21 protein-coding genes are annotated in these 17,275 nt (G+C 42.3%); 5 read left to right on the forward strand and 16 right to left on the reverse strand.

The window, feature by feature from the left end; genetic code table 11:
• Positions 1-291: 291 nt before the first annotated feature.
• From rpsQ to rpsJ, 11 genes are read right to left on the reverse strand one after another with little or no spacing between them, the layout of a single operon-like run.
• Complete coding sequence (gene rpsQ, locus MTF68_RS15500; protein ID WP_004588693.1) at positions 292-549, reverse strand: 30S ribosomal protein S17; 258 nt, start codon at positions 547-549, stop codon at positions 292-294.
• Positions 549-740, reverse strand: coding sequence for a 50S ribosomal protein L29 (gene rpmC / locus MTF68_RS15505; RefSeq protein ID WP_004588692.1), 192 nt, complete (start codon positions 738-740; stop codon positions 549-551). Before rpmC ends, rpsQ begins: the two co-directional genes overlap by 1 nt.
• Positions 740-1,153 (reverse strand): 50S ribosomal protein L16, encoded by a 414-nt coding sequence (gene rplP / locus MTF68_RS15510; RefSeq protein ID WP_002957890.1) that lies wholly within the window; start codon positions 1,151-1,153, stop codon positions 740-742. Before rplP ends, rpmC begins: the two co-directional genes overlap by 1 nt.
• 12 nt (positions 1,154-1,165) lie before the next feature.
• A complete protein-coding gene (gene rpsC / locus MTF68_RS15515; protein ID WP_004588691.1) occupies positions 1,166-1,867 on the reverse strand; it encodes a 30S ribosomal protein S3 in 702 nt (233 codons plus the stop codon).
• Positions 1,868-1,878: 11 nt separating this feature from the next.
• Positions 1,879-2,211, reverse strand: a complete 333-nt coding sequence (rplV, locus tag MTF68_RS15520; protein ID WP_004588690.1) for a 50S ribosomal protein L22 — start codon at positions 2,209-2,211, stop codon at positions 1,879-1,881.
• Between the two features lie 14 nt (positions 2,212-2,225).
• Entirely contained in the window at positions 2,226-2,504 is a 279-nt protein-coding gene (rpsS, locus tag MTF68_RS15525) for a 30S ribosomal protein S19 (protein ID WP_004588689.1), read from the reverse strand.
• Positions 2,505-2,519: 15 nt separating this feature from the next.
• Positions 2,520-3,344, reverse strand: a complete 825-nt coding sequence (gene rplB, locus MTF68_RS15530; protein WP_004588688.1) for a 50S ribosomal protein L2 — start codon at positions 3,342-3,344, stop codon at positions 2,520-2,522.
• A gap of 17 nt (positions 3,345-3,361) precedes the next feature.
• The gene (gene rplW, locus MTF68_RS15535) at positions 3,362-3,664 is read right to left on the reverse strand and encodes a 50S ribosomal protein L23 (protein ID WP_004588687.1); all 303 of its coding nucleotides are present in this window, start codon (positions 3,662-3,664) and stop codon (positions 3,362-3,364) included.
• The gene (rplD, locus tag MTF68_RS15540) at positions 3,661-4,266 is read right to left on the reverse strand and encodes a 50S ribosomal protein L4 (protein WP_004588686.1); all 606 of its coding nucleotides are present in this window, start codon (positions 4,264-4,266) and stop codon (positions 3,661-3,663) included. Before rplD ends, rplW begins: the two co-directional genes overlap by 4 nt.
• 17 nt (positions 4,267-4,283) lie before the next feature.
• Positions 4,284-4,919, reverse strand: coding sequence for a 50S ribosomal protein L3 (gene rplC / locus MTF68_RS15545; RefSeq protein WP_004588685.1), 636 nt, complete (start codon positions 4,917-4,919; stop codon positions 4,284-4,286).
• Between the two features lie 27 nt (positions 4,920-4,946).
• The gene (gene rpsJ / locus MTF68_RS15550) at positions 4,947-5,258 is read right to left on the reverse strand and encodes a 30S ribosomal protein S10 (protein WP_002957900.1); all 312 of its coding nucleotides are present in this window, start codon (positions 5,256-5,258) and stop codon (positions 4,947-4,949) included.
• 413 nt (positions 5,259-5,671) lie between these two features.
• On the opposite strand from rpsJ, the gene plsB reads away from it, so the two are divergent.
• Entirely contained in the window at positions 5,672-8,110 is a 2,439-nt protein-coding gene (gene plsB / locus MTF68_RS15555) for a glycerol-3-phosphate 1-O-acyltransferase PlsB (RefSeq protein WP_248462992.1), read from the forward strand.
• Positions 8,111-8,305: 195 nt separating this feature from the next.
• Here plsB and tesB read toward each other — a convergent pair whose 3' ends face one another.
• Positions 8,306-9,163: an acyl-CoA thioesterase II gene (tesB, locus tag MTF68_RS15560; protein WP_004588683.1), complete on the reverse strand. Its 858-nt coding sequence runs from the start codon at positions 9,161-9,163 to the stop codon at positions 8,306-8,308.
• 79 nt (positions 9,164-9,242) lie between these two features.
• Between tesB and MTF68_RS15565 the strand changes: the two genes are divergently transcribed.
• On the forward strand, positions 9,243-9,701 hold the full coding sequence (locus MTF68_RS15565; RefSeq protein ID WP_064386703.1) for an EVE domain-containing protein: 459 nt from the start codon (positions 9,243-9,245) through the stop codon (positions 9,699-9,701).
• 122 nt (positions 9,702-9,823) lie between these two features.
• Positions 9,824-10,855, forward strand: a complete 1,032-nt coding sequence (locus MTF68_RS15570) for a cytosolic protein (RefSeq protein ID WP_248462994.1) — start codon at positions 9,824-9,826, stop codon at positions 10,853-10,855.
• Positions 10,856-10,857: 2 nt separating this feature from the next.
• Here MTF68_RS15570 and MTF68_RS15575 read toward each other — a convergent pair whose 3' ends face one another.
• Both MTF68_RS15575 and MTF68_RS15580 read right to left on the reverse strand, forming a co-directional pair.
• Positions 10,858-11,064 (reverse strand): hypothetical protein, encoded by a 207-nt coding sequence (locus tag MTF68_RS15575; protein WP_004588680.1) that lies wholly within the window; start codon positions 11,062-11,064, stop codon positions 10,858-10,860.
• A 19-nt stretch (positions 11,065-11,083) separates the two neighbouring features.
• Positions 11,084-12,151 (reverse strand): potassium channel family protein, encoded by a 1,068-nt coding sequence (locus MTF68_RS15580; protein ID WP_024031979.1) that lies wholly within the window; start codon positions 12,149-12,151, stop codon positions 11,084-11,086.
• A gap of 225 nt (positions 12,152-12,376) precedes the next feature.
• Here MTF68_RS15580 and MTF68_RS15585 point away from each other — a divergent pair, with 225 nt between their 5' ends.
• Positions 12,377-13,687, forward strand: coding sequence for a TIGR00366 family protein (locus tag MTF68_RS15585; protein ID WP_248462996.1), 1,311 nt, complete (start codon positions 12,377-12,379; stop codon positions 13,685-13,687).
• Between the two features lie 44 nt (positions 13,688-13,731).
• Here the strand turns inward: MTF68_RS15585 and MTF68_RS15590 are convergent, their stop codons facing one another.
• Positions 13,732-14,748, reverse strand: a complete 1,017-nt coding sequence (locus MTF68_RS15590; RefSeq protein WP_248462997.1) for a site-2 protease family protein — start codon at positions 14,746-14,748, stop codon at positions 13,732-13,734.
• Between the two features lie 183 nt (positions 14,749-14,931).
• Here MTF68_RS15590 and MTF68_RS15595 point away from each other — a divergent pair, with 183 nt between their 5' ends.
• The gene (locus MTF68_RS15595) at positions 14,932-16,149 is read left to right on the forward strand and encodes an EAL domain-containing response regulator (RefSeq protein ID WP_248462999.1); all 1,218 of its coding nucleotides are present in this window, start codon (positions 14,932-14,934) and stop codon (positions 16,147-16,149) included.
• 18 nt (positions 16,150-16,167) lie between these two features.
• Here the strand turns inward: MTF68_RS15595 and MTF68_RS15600 are convergent, their stop codons facing one another.
• Positions 16,168-17,244 (reverse strand): hemolysin family protein, encoded by a 1,077-nt coding sequence (locus MTF68_RS15600; RefSeq protein WP_004588675.1) that lies wholly within the window; start codon positions 17,242-17,244, stop codon positions 16,168-16,170.
• Between the last annotated feature and the right edge of the window lie 31 nt (positions 17,245-17,275).

The raw sequence follows: 17,275 nt of genomic DNA on the forward strand, positions 1-17,275 counted from the left end.
TTACTCTACCTCAAACATCTATACAGTCGTACATCAGAAATTTTTATCTGTCGCTATAAATGCCTCATCACTTAACACGATTGGTATTATTTTCGATTAGAATTAGGACTATAACGTATTCGTGGCGTGCTTTTTTCTCAAGTGTTCTAGACTCAACCTAAGCTACGGCGCTTCACTTCACTGCGAACAGCTGAGGACTGAAAGCTTCAAACTTACAGCTTTTTTTAAACGCAAACAAAAAGCCCCGGCTAATGCCAGGGCTTTTTTTACAAAACTTACTTAATTTAAAAATTAAGCTTGTTTTGGACTAGAAACAACGTCTACTAAAGTCCAAGATTTATTCTTAGAAATTGGTGCGCATTCACGGATAGTAACTACGTCACCCGCTTTTGCTGTGTTGTTTTCGTCATGTACGTGTAGCTTAGTAGTACGTTTGATGAATTTCCCATAGATTGGGTGCTTCACGTAACGTGCGATAGCAACAGTGAAAGATTTTTCCATCTTGTCGCTTACTACACGGCCTTGAAGAGTACGAATTTTATCGCTCATTATTGACCTGCCTTCTGGTTAATAATTGTTTTTACACGCGCGATATCGCGACGTACTGTTCTTAGCGTGTGTGTCTGAGCTAACTGACCAGTGCTTGCTTGCATGCGCAGGTTAAACTGCTCACGAAGAAGTCCTAGAAGTTCAGCATTTAGCTCTTCTACGCTTTTGTCTTTTAGTTCGCTTGCTTTCATCACATTACCGTCCGAGTTACGAAAGTTGTTTTGAATGGCAGTTTACGAGCTGCAAGGTCAAACGCTTCACGAGCAAGCTCTTCAGAAACACCTTCCATTTCGTAAAGTACTTTACCAGGCTGAATTTCAGCAACCCAATATTCAACAGAACCTTTACCTTTACCCATACGAACTTCAAGAGGCTTTTCTGTGATCGGCTTGTCAGGGAAGACACGGATCCAGATTTTACCTTGACGTTTCACGTGACGCGTCATAGCACGACGAGCTGCTTCGATTTGACGAGCAGTCATGCGGCCACGACCAGTAGCTTTCAAACCGAAAGTACCGAAGCTTACTTTGTTACCGTTTTGCGCTAAACCGCGGTTGCGGCCTTTGTGCATTTTACGGAATTTTGTACGTTTTGGCTGTAACATTACTCGCTACCTCTACTTAGCACTTTTCTTGGCTTTCTTTGGTGCGCGTTTAGCTGGCTTCTCTTGCTCTTGTACTAGTGGTAAACCACCAATAACTTCGCCTTTGAAGATCCAAACTTTAACACCAATGATACCATAAGTGGTTAAGGCTTCAGAAGTTGCGTAGTCGATATCAGCACGAAGAGTATGTAGAGGTACACGACCTTCACGATACCATTCTGAACGTGCGATTTCTGCGCCGCCAAGACGACCGCTAACTTCAACTTTGATCCCTTTAGAACCGATGCGCATTGCATTTTGTACCGAACGCTTCATAGCGCGACGGAACATAACACGACGCTCTAGCTGAGAGGCAATGCCGTCTGCTACTAGTTGTGCATCTAACTCTGGTTTACGTACTTCAGAAATATTAATCTGAGCAGGTACACCTGCGATCTTAGTTACCGCTTGACGTAGCTTTTCAACGTCTTCGCCTTTTTTACCGATAACAACACCCGGACGAGCCGTGTGAATTGTTACGCGGATCGATTTTGCTGGACGCTCAATAACGATTTTAGACACAGAAGCCGCTTTTAATTCCTTTGTAAGGAAAGTACGTACTTTGTGATCGCCAAAAAGCTGATCAGAGAAATCTTTAGAACTCGCGTACCAGGTAGAAACCCAAGGTTTAGATATACCTAGGCGAATACCAGTAGGATGAACTTTTTGTCCCATTACTTATACTCCTAGCTATCTGAAACCACAACAGTGATGTGGCTTGTACGCTTAAGGATGCGGTCTGCGCGTCCTTTAGCACGTGGCATAATACGTTTCATTGTAGGACCATCGTCCACAAAAATCGTAGTTACACGAAGCTCATCAATGTCAGCACCTTCGTTATGCTCTGCGTTAGCAATAGCAGACTCAAGTACTTTTTTAACTAATACAGCCGCTTTTTTCGGGCTGTACGCCAGGATTTCTAGAGCGCGATCGACAGGTAGTCCGCGGATCTGATCTGCAACTAGACGAGCTTTTTGCGCCGAACCAGAGGCGAATTTATGTTTAGCTAATGCTTGCATTTATCATTCCCCTCTTAGCGTTTCTTCGCTTTCTTATCCGCGGCATGGCCACGGTAAGTGCGAGTTGGTGCAAATTCACCTAGTTTGTGACCGATCATTTCGTCAGAAACGAAAACTGGTACATGCTGGCGACCATTATGGACAGCAATGGTCAATCCGATCATGTTAGGTATGATCATTGAACGACGGCTCCAAGTTTTAATTGGCTTCTTTTCACCGCTTTCCAAAGCTTTCTCTACCTTCTTCAGCAAGTGTAGGTCTATAAAAGGACCCTTCTTGAGAGAGCGTGGCATGGCTATTCCTCAATATTACTTAGTACGACGACGTACTATAAATTTATCCGTACGCTTGTTCTTACGCGTCTTAGCACCTTTAGTAGGCTTACCCCATGGAGACACAGGATGACGACCACCAGATGTACGACCTTCACCACCACCGTGTGGGTGATCTACCGGGTTCATGGCAACACCACGAACTGTCGGACGAATACCACGCCAGCGATTTGCACCTGCTTTACCAAGTGAACGAAGCATATGCTCAGCATTGCCTACTTCACCTAGCGTTGCACGACAATCAGATTGTACTTTACGTACTTCGCCAGAACGAAGACGTAATGTTACGTATTGACCATCACGCGCAAGGATTTGAACGTATGCACCAGCAGAACGTGCGATTTGAGCACCTTTACCTGGTTTTAATTCTACGTTGTGAACAGTCGAACCTACAGGCATGTTACGCATAGGTAATGCATTACCAGGCTTGATTGGTGCATCAACACCAGACTGGATTGCATCGCCAGCTTTTAAGCCTTTAGGTGCGATAATGTAACGACGCTCACCGTCTGCATATAATACAAGAGCGATGTTTGCGCTACGGTTTGGATCATATTCCAAACGCTCAACAGTGGCTGGAATGCCATCTTTAGTACGTTTAAAATCGATTAAACGGTAATGATGCTTATGACCACCACCGATATGACGAACCGTAATACGACCATTGTTATTACGACCACCTGATTTAGAGTTTTTCTCTAATAGTGGTGCGTAAGGTTTACCCTTATGTAAATCTGGGTTAACCACTTTAACTAGGTGACGACGACCCGCAGAAGTTGGTTTACACTTTTGAAGTGCCATAATTCTAACTCCCCTTATTACTCGGCGCCGCCGACAAAGTCTAGCTCGCTACCTTCTTTAAGAGTAACGTAAGCTTTCTTCCAGTCGCTACGACGACCGAAACGCATGCCAGTACGTTTTGTTTTACCCTTAACGTTAAGTGTGCGAACACCCGTTACTTCTACTTCAAAAAGCTTCTCAACTGCTGCTTTAATTTCAGCTTTAGTTGCGTCATTTGTTACTTTAAAAACAATAGTATTGTTTTCTTCAGCAGCAATTGTGCTTTTTTCAGAGATATGTGGAGCAAGGATCACTTTTAAAAGACGTTCTTCACGGATCATGCTAGCGCCTCCTCAAGTTGCTTAACAGCAGCAGCTGTAATAAGTACCTTGTCGAAAGCAATTAAGCTTACAGGATCGATACCAGCTACATCACGCGTGTCAACCTTGTACAGGTTACGTGCCGATAAGAAAAGATTTTCATCTACTTCTTCAGTCACGATAAGAACATCTTTAAGCTCAAGTTCTTTAAGCTTAGAAACTAGTTCTTTAGTCTTTGGTGCTTCAAGACCAAAGCTTTCAACAACGATTAAACGCTCTTGACGAACTAATTCAGATAAGATGCTTTTGATCGCACCGCGGTACATTTTACGGTTTACTTTTTGGCTGTGGTCTTGTGGTTTAGCTGCGAAGCTAACGCCACCTGAACGCCAAATTGGACTACGGATTGTACCAGCACGTGCACGGCCAGTACCTTTTTGAGCCCATGGTTTTTTACCACCACCGCTTACTTCAGAACGTGTCTTCTGAGCACGAGTACCTTGACGAGCACCTGCTGCGTATGCAACAACTACTTGGTGTACTAATGCTTCGTTAAACTCACGTCCAAAAGTAGCTTCAGAAACTTCAAGAGCGCCAGAAGCGTCTTTAATTGCTAATTCCATCACTAAATCTCCAGGACTTATGCTTTAACAGCTGGTTTAACGATAACGTCACCGCCGATAGCGCCAGGTACTGCACCTTTAACTAAAAGCAAGTTACGCTCAGCGTCAACGCGAACTAGTTCTAAGTTTTGAGTCGTTACACGCTCAGCACCCATATGACCGGCCATTTTCTTACCTTTAAACACCTTACCAGGTGATTGGTTTTGACCGATTGAACCAGGAGCACGGTGAGATAGAGAGTTACCGTGAGTAGCGTCTTGCATGCTGAAATTCCAGCGCTTAACACCACCTTGGAAACCTTTACCTTTAGAAGTACCGGTTACGTCAACTTTGTTGATTTCGTTGAATAATTCAACAGTAAGCTCAGCGCCTACTTCAAAATCGCCTTCACCACCATTTAGGCGGAATTCCCACAGACCGCGACCCGCTTCAACACCAGCTTTAGCGAAATGACCCGCTGCTGCTTTGTTTACACGGCTTGCTTTTTTAGTGCCTGCGGTTACTTGAAGCGCGTTATAACCGTCTGTTGCGTCAGATTTGATCTGAGCAATGCGGTTAGGAGTCGCTTCGATAACTGTCACAGGGATAGATACACCATCTTCAGTGAAGATACGTGTCATACCCACTTTACGACCGACTAGACCTAATGCCATTTTCCTATAACCTCTCTAATCTTTCGATTAACCCAGGCTGATTTGAACATCAACACCAGCAGCAAGATCTAAACGCATTAATGCGTCAACAGTCTTGTCAGTTGGTTCTACGATGTCGATCAGACGTTTATGGGTGCGGATCTCGTACTGATCACGCGCATCTTTGTTTACGTGCGGTGAAGTTAGTACAGTAAAACGTTCAAAGCGTGTAGGTAGTGGGATTGGACCACGTACTTGTGCGCCTGTGCGTTTCGCAGTTTCCACGATTTCCGCCGTTGATTGGTCAATCAAACGGTGGTCAAAAGCTTTTAGGCGAATACGAATGCGTTGATTTGACATTCTTAAACCTCAATATAAAGAGCATTTAAAGAGCATAAAAAAACGACCGAAACAATCTTAATAATTAAGATGCCGGTTGTTGATTTATATCTACGATGAGTTCCAAATCGGAACTCCTGTTTATTAGCTTGAAATCCAAGCTTAATTTATCCCTTCAAGTTCCAGAGGAATCTTGAAAGCCTGCGTATTATAGTGATATTGGTGATAAATGCAACAACTAATTGCAAATTAATTACGGGTGTAAGGCTGCCCAAATAACCGCCACTGGTTATTTATAGCTATAATTGAACTGCTCAGCGCCAAATTAGTCTTATGTTTATAATTTAACCGATTACGCAAATTACAGGATTTTATAGATATTATGGTATCCTATGCGCTAATTTTGCTTTTAATACTCTCAATATGGTGAGTCGATGCGTTTATTAAATTATTGTTTGAATTTTCTTACTAGCTGGGTAAGCCGTGTTTTGGTAAAAAGTAAGGTCCTTCCCCAAAGCCCTATAGAGCAATATGACCTTAATCCTGAACACCCTACTTTTTATATAGTACGTTTAAATTCGCGTTTCGATTTAGCCGCGCTTACTAATGTATGTAAAAAGCATGGTTTGCCTAACCCATGCGAATATCAAACGTTAGGAACCCAAGAGTTGGCCCGCTTTATTGGTATTAAAAATCCGCCGCCTTTATTTGGCGATACCGCGAAACCGACCGCCGCTTTATCACAGGGTAAGCAAATAGTTGAGCATTTATTAAATAGCGGGCAAAAGAATGTACAAGTGGTGCCGGTAACTATTTTATGGGGGCGCGACCCAGGTAAGGAAAAGCCAGGTATTCGTACCTTAATTACCCACTCTCTTACGCCTAGTTGGTTTAGAAAATTTTTCGTTGTGCTGTTTTCTGGGCGCGATAACTTTATTCGCTTTAGCCAGCCACTCGATTTATCACTTATCGTGAACGAAAAAGCCGACGTAAATGAGCTACCACAAAAACTATTACGAGTTGCTCGGGTGCACTTTAAACGCCAAAAACTGGCCGCTACCGGCCCTAAAATGCCCTCGCGCGAGCAATTATTTAACTCACTTTTGGCTTCGCCGACAATAAAAAAAGCAATTCAAGATGAAGCAAAGTCAAAAGGAATAAGCCAAACAGAAGCCCGTCAAAACGCGTTAAAACTACTAGATGAAATTGCCGCTAATTACTCTGAGGCAATGATACGTGTAGGCGACAGAATTTTAACCTGGCTGTGGACTAAGCTTTATAACGGTATAGATATAAAATACACCGAGCAGATTCATGAGCTAACAAATAAGGGTCACGAGATAATCTATATGCCGTGTCATCGCAGCCACATGGATTACTTGTTACTTACCTATGCTATATACCATCAAGGTTTGGTGCCGCCGCATATTGCCGCGGGCATTAATCTTAACTTTTTCCCTGCCGGTGGTATTTTTCGCCGCTCAGGGGCGTTTTTTATCCGCCGCTCGTTTGCCGGTAATAAACTTTACTCAGCCGTATTTAAAGAGTATTTAAGCCAGCTATTTATTAAAGGTTACTCAGTTAAGTTTTACACTGAAGGCGGGCGCAGCCGTACAGGCCGATTACTACCGCCAAAAACCGGTATGCTCGCCATGACATTGCAAGCAATGCTACGCGGCATAGACCGCCCGGTTTCTATTGTGCCGGTATACATTGGCTATGAACATGTAATGGAAATCAATACCTACTTAAAAGAGCTTGCCGGTAAAGATAAAAAAGGCGAGTCCATTTTTGGTATTTTTAAAGCCATTAAAAACCTTAAAAATTACGGCCGTGGTTACTTAAACTTTGGCGACCCTATTTCTATAAACCAATACTTAAACGACAACCAACCTGATTGGCGCGATGCAATACACCCTACCGATGTGCAAAAGCCGCAATGGCTAGGCCCTCAAGTAGCCGCATTGGCCGACCAAGTAATGGTAAAAATTAATAATGCCGCAGCACTTAACGCTGTGAATTTACTGGCTATGATTTTGCTAGTTAACGACAAGCACGCGTTAAGTAAGCCTAAGCTATTAGCGCAACTAGATTTTTACTTACGCCTACAACGCGATGCAAGCTATAGCGATAAAGTCACCGCCCCCGATGAAACACCAGAGCAGCTATTAACGCACGCCATTAAGCTTAATAAGTTTGATGTTATTAGCGATGAATTTGGCGAAATTATTGCAATTAACGATAAAGAAAAAACCCTGTTTAACTATTATCGTAATAATATTTTGCACTTATTTGCTGTGCCAAGCCTTATTGCTTTGCACTTATTTAAGCAACACAGTAGTACGGTTGAGCAATGCCAAAAGCTTGTTTCGGCTTTTTACCCTCTGTTTGCAAAAGAATGGTATTTACAGCCGCTAGATGAAAACTACATAAGCCGTATTTTGGCTAACTTTAGCGATCAAAACTTAATTGAGCTTGATGGCGATACCATTCATGTTACTAACACGAATGATTCGTTAGCCAAACTTGAAATGCTAGGAAGGTCGCTTAGCTTTACGTTGCAACGTTATGCCATTGTTGTAGGCTTTATTCAAACCAGTAACGGAATTGAAAAAGCCGAACTAGAGCGTGAAAGCCAAGTACTGGCAAACCGTTTAGGCACCTTACACGGCATTAAAACCCCGGAGTTTTTTGATAAAAAAGTACTGGTAAGCTTTATTGATAATTTACGCGGTGAGCTGCTAATTACTGAAGGTGAAAATGGTATTCACGGTAGTACACAACTGTGTGAAATATACATGTACTTAAAAACCTTATTACCTGCGCGTATATGGCAATCGGTTAGCGACATAGTGCAAGATCAATGTAATTAGCGAGTTGCTGTAATTTAAGCTCTAATTAAACACCATTAAAAAAGCCTCAACATTTAACATGTTGAGGCTTTTTTGTACGTTTAGTTATTAAACAGCAACGCTACATAGAGACGCTTACCTCTTGGCAAAACCTTTAGCGAAAGCACTGCTAATTTGCGCTTAACAGCCAGTCTATTGCCAGTAAGTCTAATAAAATTAACGCTGGCGCATCACCCCTTCTTGAATCGTTGATGCGACTAAATTACCTTGGCGGTCAAAAAACTGGCCTCTTACCAAGCCTCGCCCAGAACTAGCACTTGGGCTGTCTATGGTATATAAAATCCAATCGTCCATTCTAAATGGGCGGTGGAACCACATAGCATGGTCAATCGTTGCCACTTGCATATTTGGCTGCATAAACGATACGCCATGAGGCTGTAATGCCGTAGGTAAAAACTCAAAGTCAGAGGCATACGCTAATAAGTAATTATGAATGCGTTGATCGTCGGGCATATCGCCATTGGCTTTAATCCAAATGTGCTTTACGGGCTCAATAACCTCTGGCTTAAACGGGTTATGAAAAGTAACCGGGCGCATTTCAATGGGCATTTCGCGTATAAACTTATTACGGATCACCTCGGGTATGTGGTGGGCGTTTTCTTGATAAAACTCAAGCGACGAGCGAAGCTCCTCTGGTGGCGGTACATTAGGCATGGTTGCTTGATGCGATAAGCCTTCTTCTTCACCCTGAAACGACGCAGTCATATAAAAAATAGGCTTACCGTATTGTATAGCGCTTACTCGGCGGGTGCTAAAGCTTTTACCATCGCGGATGGTTTCTACGTCGTAAACAATCGGTTTTGCGGCGTCGCCGGGGCGTAAAAAGTAAGAGTGTAATGAATGAACAACACGTCCTTTTGGTAGCGTTTCTTTTGCAGCAGACAATGCCTGCCCCATTACTTGACCGCCAAATACCGCTCTAAACCCTAAATCTTGGCTTTGCCCACGATATAAACCTTGTTCAATTTCTTCAAGTGACAATAACGATAATAAATCATCTAATACTTGGCTCATTTGCTGTTCTCTCAATCCCCAGATAAGCTAATGATACTATACAATGCAGCTATGTAAATCTAACTAAATGAGTAACGCTATGAATTATTGGCTATTTAAAACTGAGCCCGATGCTTTTTCGATTGATGATTTAAAAACAGCGCCGCAACAAACCACCCTGTGGGAAGGCGTGCGTAATTATCAGGCACGTAACTTTATGCGTGACGATATAAAATTGGGTGACTTAGTATTTATTTACCACTCTAGCTGCAAACAAGTAGGCGTTGTGGGGATAGCCACTGTTACTAAAGAAGCCTACCCCGACCCAACTCAGTTTGATTTAAATAGTGACTATTACGATGCGAAAGCTACGCCCGACAAGCCACGCTGGTTTGTAGTTGATGTAACCTATAAAAGCCATTTAAACAAACGTGTAAGCTTAAAAGACATTAAAGCAAACGAGGCTATTACCGAGTTAGCCCTTAAAAAAGCAGGCCGCCTTTCGGTAATGCCAGTCACACAAAACGACTGGGAGCAAATAATAGCCATGAGCAATTAAGCTCAGTAAGTAAATATCAAGCTGTATTAGTAGCTAACCATTAACGGGCTAAAGCTTGGCTATGTTTGACCTCATTTGGCCGTGTTTGATACGATCCCCCGCGAGTTATAATTGGGGGATTAATGAAACTACTGTATTGGTTAGATGAATGGTTAACGCTTTGCCGTGATGAACAACAAACTAAGCTGCCTATGTCTGGCGGCGACCTACTCGGCGATGTGTATGTAAAATACGAATTTGTTGATTTAAATAAGCCCCTGCTTTTTACTTTTTCCCCCGCGGGCACCAACGTCCAAGAACACGACCTAACCGATGATTTTGCCCCTTGGGGCTATCACTTAGCGCAAAAACAAAAAGTTAATGTTATTTCGTTCCAACATTTAGGCAAAAGCAATTGGTTTAGAAGCCGTAATTTAATCTTTTTTTTGGAGCAGTTATCGAGCTTACTTACACCGTTTAAGTGCCGCTTAGGCTATGGCCTTAGTCGCGGTGGTTTTGCTGTTGGCGCGTTTGCAAAATTACTTAAATTAGATCAGGTTTTATTTTTTCATCCTGTTAGCACCAAAAACACCGAAACAGTTCCGTGGGACACCCGCTCCAGCACAGAGCTTGCGCAGCAATTTGATTGGCAAAGTGAGTATAACGACCTCGATTTAGGCCATGCTAAGGGGTATATAATTTATGACCCCACCAATAAAATAGACCGCCTACATGCTAAGCGGTACCCACAACTGACTCATTTAAGAGTGTTTGGCATGGGCCACGGTACCCACGCAAGTTACCTCACCAAATTTGGCTTTTACAAACAAGTGGCTGTTGATTTTATACGCCACCAGCAAATTGATATAGCGCAGTTTCGTTTGCAAACCAAAACCTTGCGCTTAAAAGAAGAGTATTATCAAAGCCTAAATAAGGCAAATGCGACTTCGCCTCACCGCTTGGCATTATTAAGTACAGCACATCAAATTTTAGCAGATGAAAAAGAAGTACATGTGCAAGAACATCAGGCCAAAATAGATATTCAGCCGTTAATAGATGTCGCACTTAAACATCAAGATGAACACCCAAATGATGCTATTCAGTTATTAGAAGTTGCCCAACAAATAGTGCCAGATGACCCGCTGGTTGAGCACAAACTCAAGCAGCTAGAATAGACCTATGACGGTTTATTCTTCTTTCTTTTTTTGTGACCATGCTTGGGCACAATCGTAAAATACATAAAAAGCCCCAACCACGAAAAAATAATTACGCCTAATAACCAGCCGTTTTTTTCGTGGCCTTGGGTGCGCTTACTATTAACCACTATCACCACGGGTAATATATAAGCGCTTAAAATAATTATTAAAAATACTACTTCATTCATTATTTAACCTAAGCCTTGGTTATTTGGCCAAGCTTTGCCAATCTACTTCATTTGTTAGCACACGTTCAAGGGCAATGTAGTGCAGGATATCGCCCGCATTTACCTTGTAATCGAGTGGCGGATTTAAATCCATATTTTGTGCACTTAAGTTATGCGCCACCCCTAACAAAATAGCATTATAGTCATGCTTAAAATGATGAAATAAAGTACCAAACTCCATCTCTTCGCATTCACTTGGAATAGCTAGGCTAAACTGCGTGTCGCCGTGCAATGTAGATAATAGCTCTTCTTGTACTCGACTCGAGCCTGGGTCTTGCATTGAGCGTACTAAAATCTCAGCCGACTTAGCGCTACTACACTCCACATTTTGGCAATGCTCAAGCAACATATCGACCTTGGTTTCATCTAAAAAATGCGCGCTAATGTGGCACTCATCTTTAACTAAACGGCTAATACGCAGTGCCGTTGTAAATGTTTGGTCGTCATCTTGCCCATCAATAATAACTTTGTCGGCACGGCTTATAGCTACGCGCTCAAGCTCTTCTAAATCGGTAAAACTTGTTAGGCGGGCAAAGTCGACATTTTCGTTAGTTAAAAATGGGTGATCCATTTGCTCGGTCACCGCCAACAAAATACGGCGGTCGGTACGTTTGGTATCGGCAAGGATATAATCAATCATTTTTTTTGTTCGGGTATCGTGCCAACCAAAAATAATAATGTGGTTGTTACTGTGAGCAAAGTTTTTATCACCAGTCATAGCGCGCCTAATTAAGTAAGTCACTGTTTGCCCTGTTTTTCCTAACAGAACGCCAAATAAAGCTAATCCAAACGGAATTTGTATTAAAGCCACAACCCAACGCCCCAGCTCGCTGGTTGGGCTAAAATCGCCGTAACCCACTGTTGAGGTAGTTACTGTGTAGTAGTAAAAAAAGGTCGTAAACGAGGTAAGCGCTTGCTCATTTGCAATAAATAGCAGCCCCCAAGTCACTAACATATGAGCAAGTATTGCAAGCACCACGGCTTGCCAGCTCAGCTGATCGATATGAGCACGAACAAGTAGCGCTAGCCTCTTAAATATTACCGGCATGATACAAAATCTTTGTTAGTAAATTATCTATAAACAGTACGTTACTGTAAGCCATGCTTTTAAGCAACGTTTAAGCCTTTAAGTAAGGCCAGTTACCCTTTTAGGATTAAATTTTGTTCAACCTATAAGATACTCAGGCCCTAAAATATAAGACTAAATGCGGGTTTGCTAATGTGCTAAGAGCATGATTAATTATAATAAGACTAAAAAACACACAGACACATTATGCTTAATAAAATTGCCACACCGTTTACCAAATTAGTAGAGCGCTACTTACCCGATCCCTTTATATTTGTAATATTGCTAAGTATTATTACCTTACTAGGCGCTAGCCTATTTACCCCCTCAACCAGTATTGAAGTTATTAACGCATGGGGGAGTGGTTTTTGGAACCTGCTTAGCTTTGCCATGCAAATGCTGTTGGTGCTGATTACAGGTTACATGCTAGCAAGCACGCCCATTATCAATTCGTTATTAAACAAACTGGCTGCGCTTGCTAATTCAGCGCCAAAAGCGATTATTTTAGTCACGCTTATTTCGCTATTAGCCAGCTGGCTTAATTGGGGGTTTGGCTTAGTTATTGGGGCTTTATTTGCCAAAGCAATTGCAAGGCAAACACAGGTTGATTACCGCCTATTAGTTGCCAGTGCTTATTCTGGCTTTGTGGTGTGGCATGGCGGCTTAGCAGGCTCAATTCCGCTTACGATTGCTACCGAAGGGCACTTTTCACAAAATAGCATTGGCATAATTATTACCGAGCAAACCCTGTTTGCTGGTTTTAACATAGTCATACTTATTGGCTTATTTATTATTATGCCGCTGGTTAACCGCTACATGCTACCCAGTGATAAAAACAGCGTGTATGTAGACCCAGCACTTATTAAAGAGCCCCCGCCCGTATATGAAAAAATTACTCGCCCTGCTCAGCATTTAGAACACACAAAGCTGCTTGGCATTTCGATTGGTTTACTTGGCCTTTGCTATTTGGCGTATTACTTTATAGTTGCAGGCGGTAGCCTAAACCTAAACAGTATTATTGCTGTGTTTTTGTTTTTAGCCATTACCTTACACCAAACACCGCATAACTTGCTTAATAGCTTGCAACAAGCAATTCCCAGCGGAGCGGGTATTGTCATTCAATTTCCGTTTTACGCGGGCATAATGGCAGTCATGGTCGACAGCGGTTTAGCGCAGCAAATATCGCGTGGTTTTATAGCTGTTGCTGATGCCGATAGCTTGCCATTTTTTAGCTTTATAAGTGCAGGCCTGGTAAATATGTTTGTGCCCTCAGGTGGCGGGCAATGGGCAGTACAAGCACCTATTGTTATACCCGCAGCGCAAGAGCTGGGCGCCGATATATCACGTGTTGCTATGGCGGTTGCCTGGGGTGATGCGTGGACAAATCTAATTCAACCCTTTTGGGCATTACCGGTATTAGCCATTGCAGGGTTAAAAGCAAAAGACATTATGGGGTTTTGTGTTGTGCAGTTATTTGTAACGGGGGTATTTATATCGCTAGTGCTGAGCTTTTACTAACCCTTAATAACGCGCAGTATTTAGGTATACTGCGCGTATAGCGATTAGCTCGATAAAATCGTCATCGGCAGGCTAAGTATTGGGTTTTCTGAATCTGCAAAGTGCATCATCACTGCCACATGGCCTGCAACTACAATAGCGTACATAGCGGCTGAAAAACCTTGGCCGTATTTATCAAGCGGCAATAAATGCGAGTAATGTCGACCGCGCCATTCAAATACAATTTCCAGTGCGCCAACAAACAAAAAGAACACCAGCAACATTAAGCCAAATGTATAGCTCAGCCATAAGCCAAATAACACACCGAGTAAACACACACTTAAACCGACCCAAGATTGCATTGAAAAGCTGATACTTTTTAACACATGTCCGCCATCAAGCGGTAAAATAGGCAAAAGGTTAAACAAATTCAATAAGGCACTGAGTACTGCAACGCCGGCAAATATGTCCATTTCGGTGGCGTAATATAAAACCACACCCAGCACAGAGGTAAACAAACCAAACGCTGGCCCCATAAGGGATATAACTACATCTTGCCAGCGCGTTGTTATTTTATCGTCACTTACAGCTAACCCACCTACAAAGGGGATTAAGTAAATACCCTTGGTTTTTATGCCAAAGTATTTCATGGCTCTTACGTGCCCATACTCATGCACCACTAAACACGCTATAAGCATAAGCGCAAATTCAATGCTAAATAGCCAAGCATAGCCGGCAACCGATGCACTCGCTAAAGCCACCTTAATTACTTTTGCACTTTTAAATAACTTAAAGCCCAGTGCCGCCAGTCCTAAAAAGCCTTTTTTGGGCTGGCTATTTACCGGCGCAGGCAAAGCTAGTTCAGTAGCAAACACACCATCAACAAATAACGATAAAGACTGCTCATGAACATGTGAGCTATCAATCCCTATTTGCTTATTATCTAAAGTAAATTCGGCGTAATGCTCTTTGGGTGTTGTAAAGCTTATGGCCTGTTGATTATGAAATATTTGTACTATTTTATGCCCAGATACCATTAGCGTTAATGGTTGCTCTGCAAGCATGAGATCGATTTTTATCATGACTAAAACCAGTTAAAACAATGGCGCTAGTATACCGATGAATTTAAAAAACACGAATTGCCTTAAACCATAAGCGCAAAAGCACTTAGAAGATAAAAAAATAATATAAAACTAAGCTGACAAAAGGCTGATCAGGCGCTATTTTTACAGTACTAATATATTAAGCAGTTACAAGGATAGAGCATGTCGATTTCGGTACCCAATATTTTAGTTGTGGATGACTCAAAGGCGATTTTAATTGTTATGGAGGCCATTTTAAATGAGCTAGGAGTGTCGAATAAAGTTACAAAATGCCTGAGCGCTCAGCAAGCGCTAACACACGTAACCGACGATATAAACTTTTACGATATTGTATTTACAGACTTAAACATGCCTGAAATGGATGGTATGGAGTTTATAAGAAAACTAGGCGGGCTTAATTTTACAGGCGCAGTAGTTATAATTTCGGAAATGGATCATAAGGTTATTAACCTAGCTGCCAATTTAGCGCGCCATAGCAATATTCATTTAGTCGCAAATTTAGCTAAACCCGTGCAACTTAGCCAAGTAAAAACCGTTTTACAAAAAGCAAAGCACTTAGCAGTACATAACGACCTTTCTCATGCCTCTATTTCAGAAAAAGCATTGCATGAGGCAATCAATTTAAACGAGATAATCCCTTACTATCAGCCAAAAATAAATTCTCAAACCAGTGAAATAGAAAGTATTGAGGTGCTAGCGCGTATCGTTAAAACGCACACTGGCGAAATTATCTCGCCCAATCGGTTTATTTCGTTATCGGAGCAGTCGGGGCTAATTAATCAAATTACCTTTAGCTTATTTGAGCAAGCCACCAGCGACTTAAAAGCTATACGAACAAACATTGCTGCGCACCTAAAACTGGCTTTTAACCTATCTCCCACACAATTAGATGATTTAAGCTGTCCCAACAAGCTGATGCTTATACTGCAGCTCAATGAGCTATCACCTAGTGATATAATTTTAGAGATTACCGAGCAACATGCGCTGTCTAGCCTTTCTCAGCTAGAAACCTTAAACAGATTAAGAATGCATGGCTTTGGCATATCATTAGATGACTTTGGTGTTGGCTTTACCAACATGAACCAGATTAAACGCCTGCCTTTTACTGAAATAAAAATTGACCGTACACTTATTAGTAATATTGAAACAGATCAGTTTTCGCAAGTGGTGGTCAGCTCACTGGTTGATATTGCCAGCCAAGAGCAATTAGCCCTTGTGGCCGAAGGCGTAGAGCGCGCCGAAGAATCACTCTACTTAAAAAACTACCGCACTAATTTAGCCATGCAAGGATTTTTGTTTACCTGCCCTAAAGCCAAAGACGATTTTATAGAGTGGGCACTAAACTGGGTAAATACGACGGGGGGCGCAATTAAACGCTAACCTTCAACCCCGTCGTAATTATTTATTATCTCGGGGCGTGTCGTCATCTTCACTAACTATGTGCTCGCTGCTTGCTAAACGCTGGCGCCAGCGCTGCTTGGCAACCATGCGCATATTGGTCGATTGGTCGCGCTCATCAACAATTTCAAGCCCCATAAGGGCTTCTATCATATCCTCTAGGGTTACAATGCCTTGAACATCACCGTATTCATCAACAATTAAACATATGTGAGTACGCTGTTTAAGTAAGGTTTGTAGTAGCGAGGACACATTATGCCCTTCGGGTACCGTATGAATAGGCTTAACTAATTTGCTAATTTTATAATCGGTACCTAAGCGGTGATAAGCCAACATAATATCGTTTTTATGCACAAAGCCAATTATGTCATCGGCGTCTTTATCAAACACTAACACGCGCGAAAATGATGACGAGCCGTGCTCGCTCATGTACTGATCGACCGTTAACCCTTTATGTACTTTATACAGCACAGTACGCGGCGTCATTAAGTCGGTTAATTTCGCATGCCTAAAATGTAAAAGGTTGCGGATTATTTCTGACTCATCGGCATGGATTGCCCCTGTTTCGGTGCCTATATCTGCCATGGCTTCTATTTCTTGGCGAATATAAAAAGCCTCATCGTGCTTGGCCCCCATTAAATTAGTAAGCTTTTGAGCAAGCCACACAAATGGTTTTAGCGATATCACTAAAAAGCGTAAAGAATAGGTCACGCTAGGGGTTAAGGCACGCCAATAATTGGCCCCTAAGGTTTTTGGAATAATCTCTGAAAGTACCAATACTAAAAGTGTCATTATGGCAGAGGCAATTCCTACTGCCGCATCTGAAAAAACCACAGCGGCTTGTGCACCCACACCTGCAGCACCTGCAGTATGGGCCACTGTGTTAAGCGTTAGTATTGCAGCAAGCGGTTGATCTACATTATTTTTTAGTTTTTCGAGCTGCTTTGCAAGTTCAGGCTGTTTTTTGCGTAATAGCGCCACATAGCTGGGCGAAATACTTAACAGTACAGCTTCCATTACAGAGCATAAAAAAGAAATAACGATGGCAGCAACCATGTACACAATCAGTAAAGTCACTTTTTCTCCGATGAGTTGAACATATGGGCAT

The organism is Pseudoalteromonas sp. 2CM37A, assembly GCF_023161885.1.
Taxonomy (GTDB): domain Bacteria; phylum Pseudomonadota; class Gammaproteobacteria; order Enterobacterales; family Alteromonadaceae; genus Pseudoalteromonas; species Pseudoalteromonas atlantica.

What these genes read in the sequence shown, in the direction of transcription:
- MTF68_RS15565 (WP_064386703.1), top strand. Translation starts at nt 9,243, where the DNA reads ATGAATTATTGGCTATTTAAAACTGAGCCCGATGCTTTTTCGATTGAT.
- rpsJ (WP_002957900.1), bottom strand. Translation starts at nt 5,258, where the DNA reads ATGTCAAATCAACGCATTCGTATTCGCCTAAAAGCTTTTGACCACCGT.
- rpsQ (WP_004588693.1), bottom strand. Translation starts at nt 549, where the DNA reads ATGAGCGATAAAATTCGTACTCTTCAAGGCCGTGTAGTAAGCGACAAG.
- rpsS (WP_004588689.1), bottom strand. Translation starts at nt 2,504, where the DNA reads ATGCCACGCTCTCTCAAGAAGGGTCCTTTTATAGACCTACACTTGCTG.
- rplB (WP_004588688.1), bottom strand. Translation starts at nt 3,344, where the DNA reads ATGGCACTTCAAAAGTGTAAACCAACTTCTGCGGGTCGTCGTCACCTA.
- rpmC (WP_004588692.1), bottom strand. Translation starts at nt 740, where the DNA reads ATGAAAGCAAGCGAACTAAAAGACAAAAGCGTAGAAGAGCTAAATGCT.
- rplW (WP_004588687.1), bottom strand. Translation starts at nt 3,664, where the DNA reads ATGATCCGTGAAGAACGTCTTTTAAAAGTGATCCTTGCTCCACATATC.
- rplC (WP_004588685.1), bottom strand. Translation starts at nt 4,919, where the DNA reads ATGGCATTAGGTCTAGTCGGTCGTAAAGTGGGTATGACACGTATCTTC.
- MTF68_RS15570 (WP_248462994.1), top strand. Translation starts at nt 9,824, where the DNA reads ATGAAACTACTGTATTGGTTAGATGAATGGTTAACGCTTTGCCGTGAT.
- MTF68_RS15575 (WP_004588680.1), bottom strand. Translation starts at nt 11,064, where the DNA reads ATGAATGAAGTAGTATTTTTAATAATTATTTTAAGCGCTTATATATTA.
- plsB (WP_248462992.1), top strand. Translation starts at nt 5,672, where the DNA reads ATGCGTTTATTAAATTATTGTTTGAATTTTCTTACTAGCTGGGTAAGC.
- MTF68_RS15590 (WP_248462997.1), bottom strand. Translation starts at nt 14,748, where the DNA reads ATGATAAAAATCGATCTCATGCTTGCAGAGCAACCATTAACGCTAATG.
- MTF68_RS15585 (WP_248462996.1), top strand. Translation starts at nt 12,377, where the DNA reads ATGCTTAATAAAATTGCCACACCGTTTACCAAATTAGTAGAGCGCTAC.
- tesB (WP_004588683.1), bottom strand. Translation starts at nt 9,163, where the DNA reads ATGAGCCAAGTATTAGATGATTTATTATCGTTATTGTCACTTGAAGAA.
- MTF68_RS15580 (WP_024031979.1), bottom strand. Translation starts at nt 12,151, where the DNA reads ATGCCGGTAATATTTAAGAGGCTAGCGCTACTTGTTCGTGCTCATATC.
- rpsC (WP_004588691.1), bottom strand. Translation starts at nt 1,867, where the DNA reads ATGGGACAAAAAGTTCATCCTACTGGTATTCGCCTAGGTATATCTAAA.
- rplV (WP_004588690.1), bottom strand. Translation starts at nt 2,211, where the DNA reads ATGCAAGCATTAGCTAAACATAAATTCGCCTCTGGTTCGGCGCAAAAA.
- rplD (WP_004588686.1), bottom strand. Translation starts at nt 4,266, where the DNA reads ATGGAATTAGCAATTAAAGACGCTTCTGGCGCTCTTGAAGTTTCTGAA.
- rplP (WP_002957890.1), bottom strand. Translation starts at nt 1,153, where the DNA reads ATGTTACAGCCAAAACGTACAAAATTCCGTAAAATGCACAAAGGCCGC.
- MTF68_RS15595 (WP_248462999.1), top strand. Translation starts at nt 14,932, where the DNA reads ATGTCGATTTCGGTACCCAATATTTTAGTTGTGGATGACTCAAAGGCG.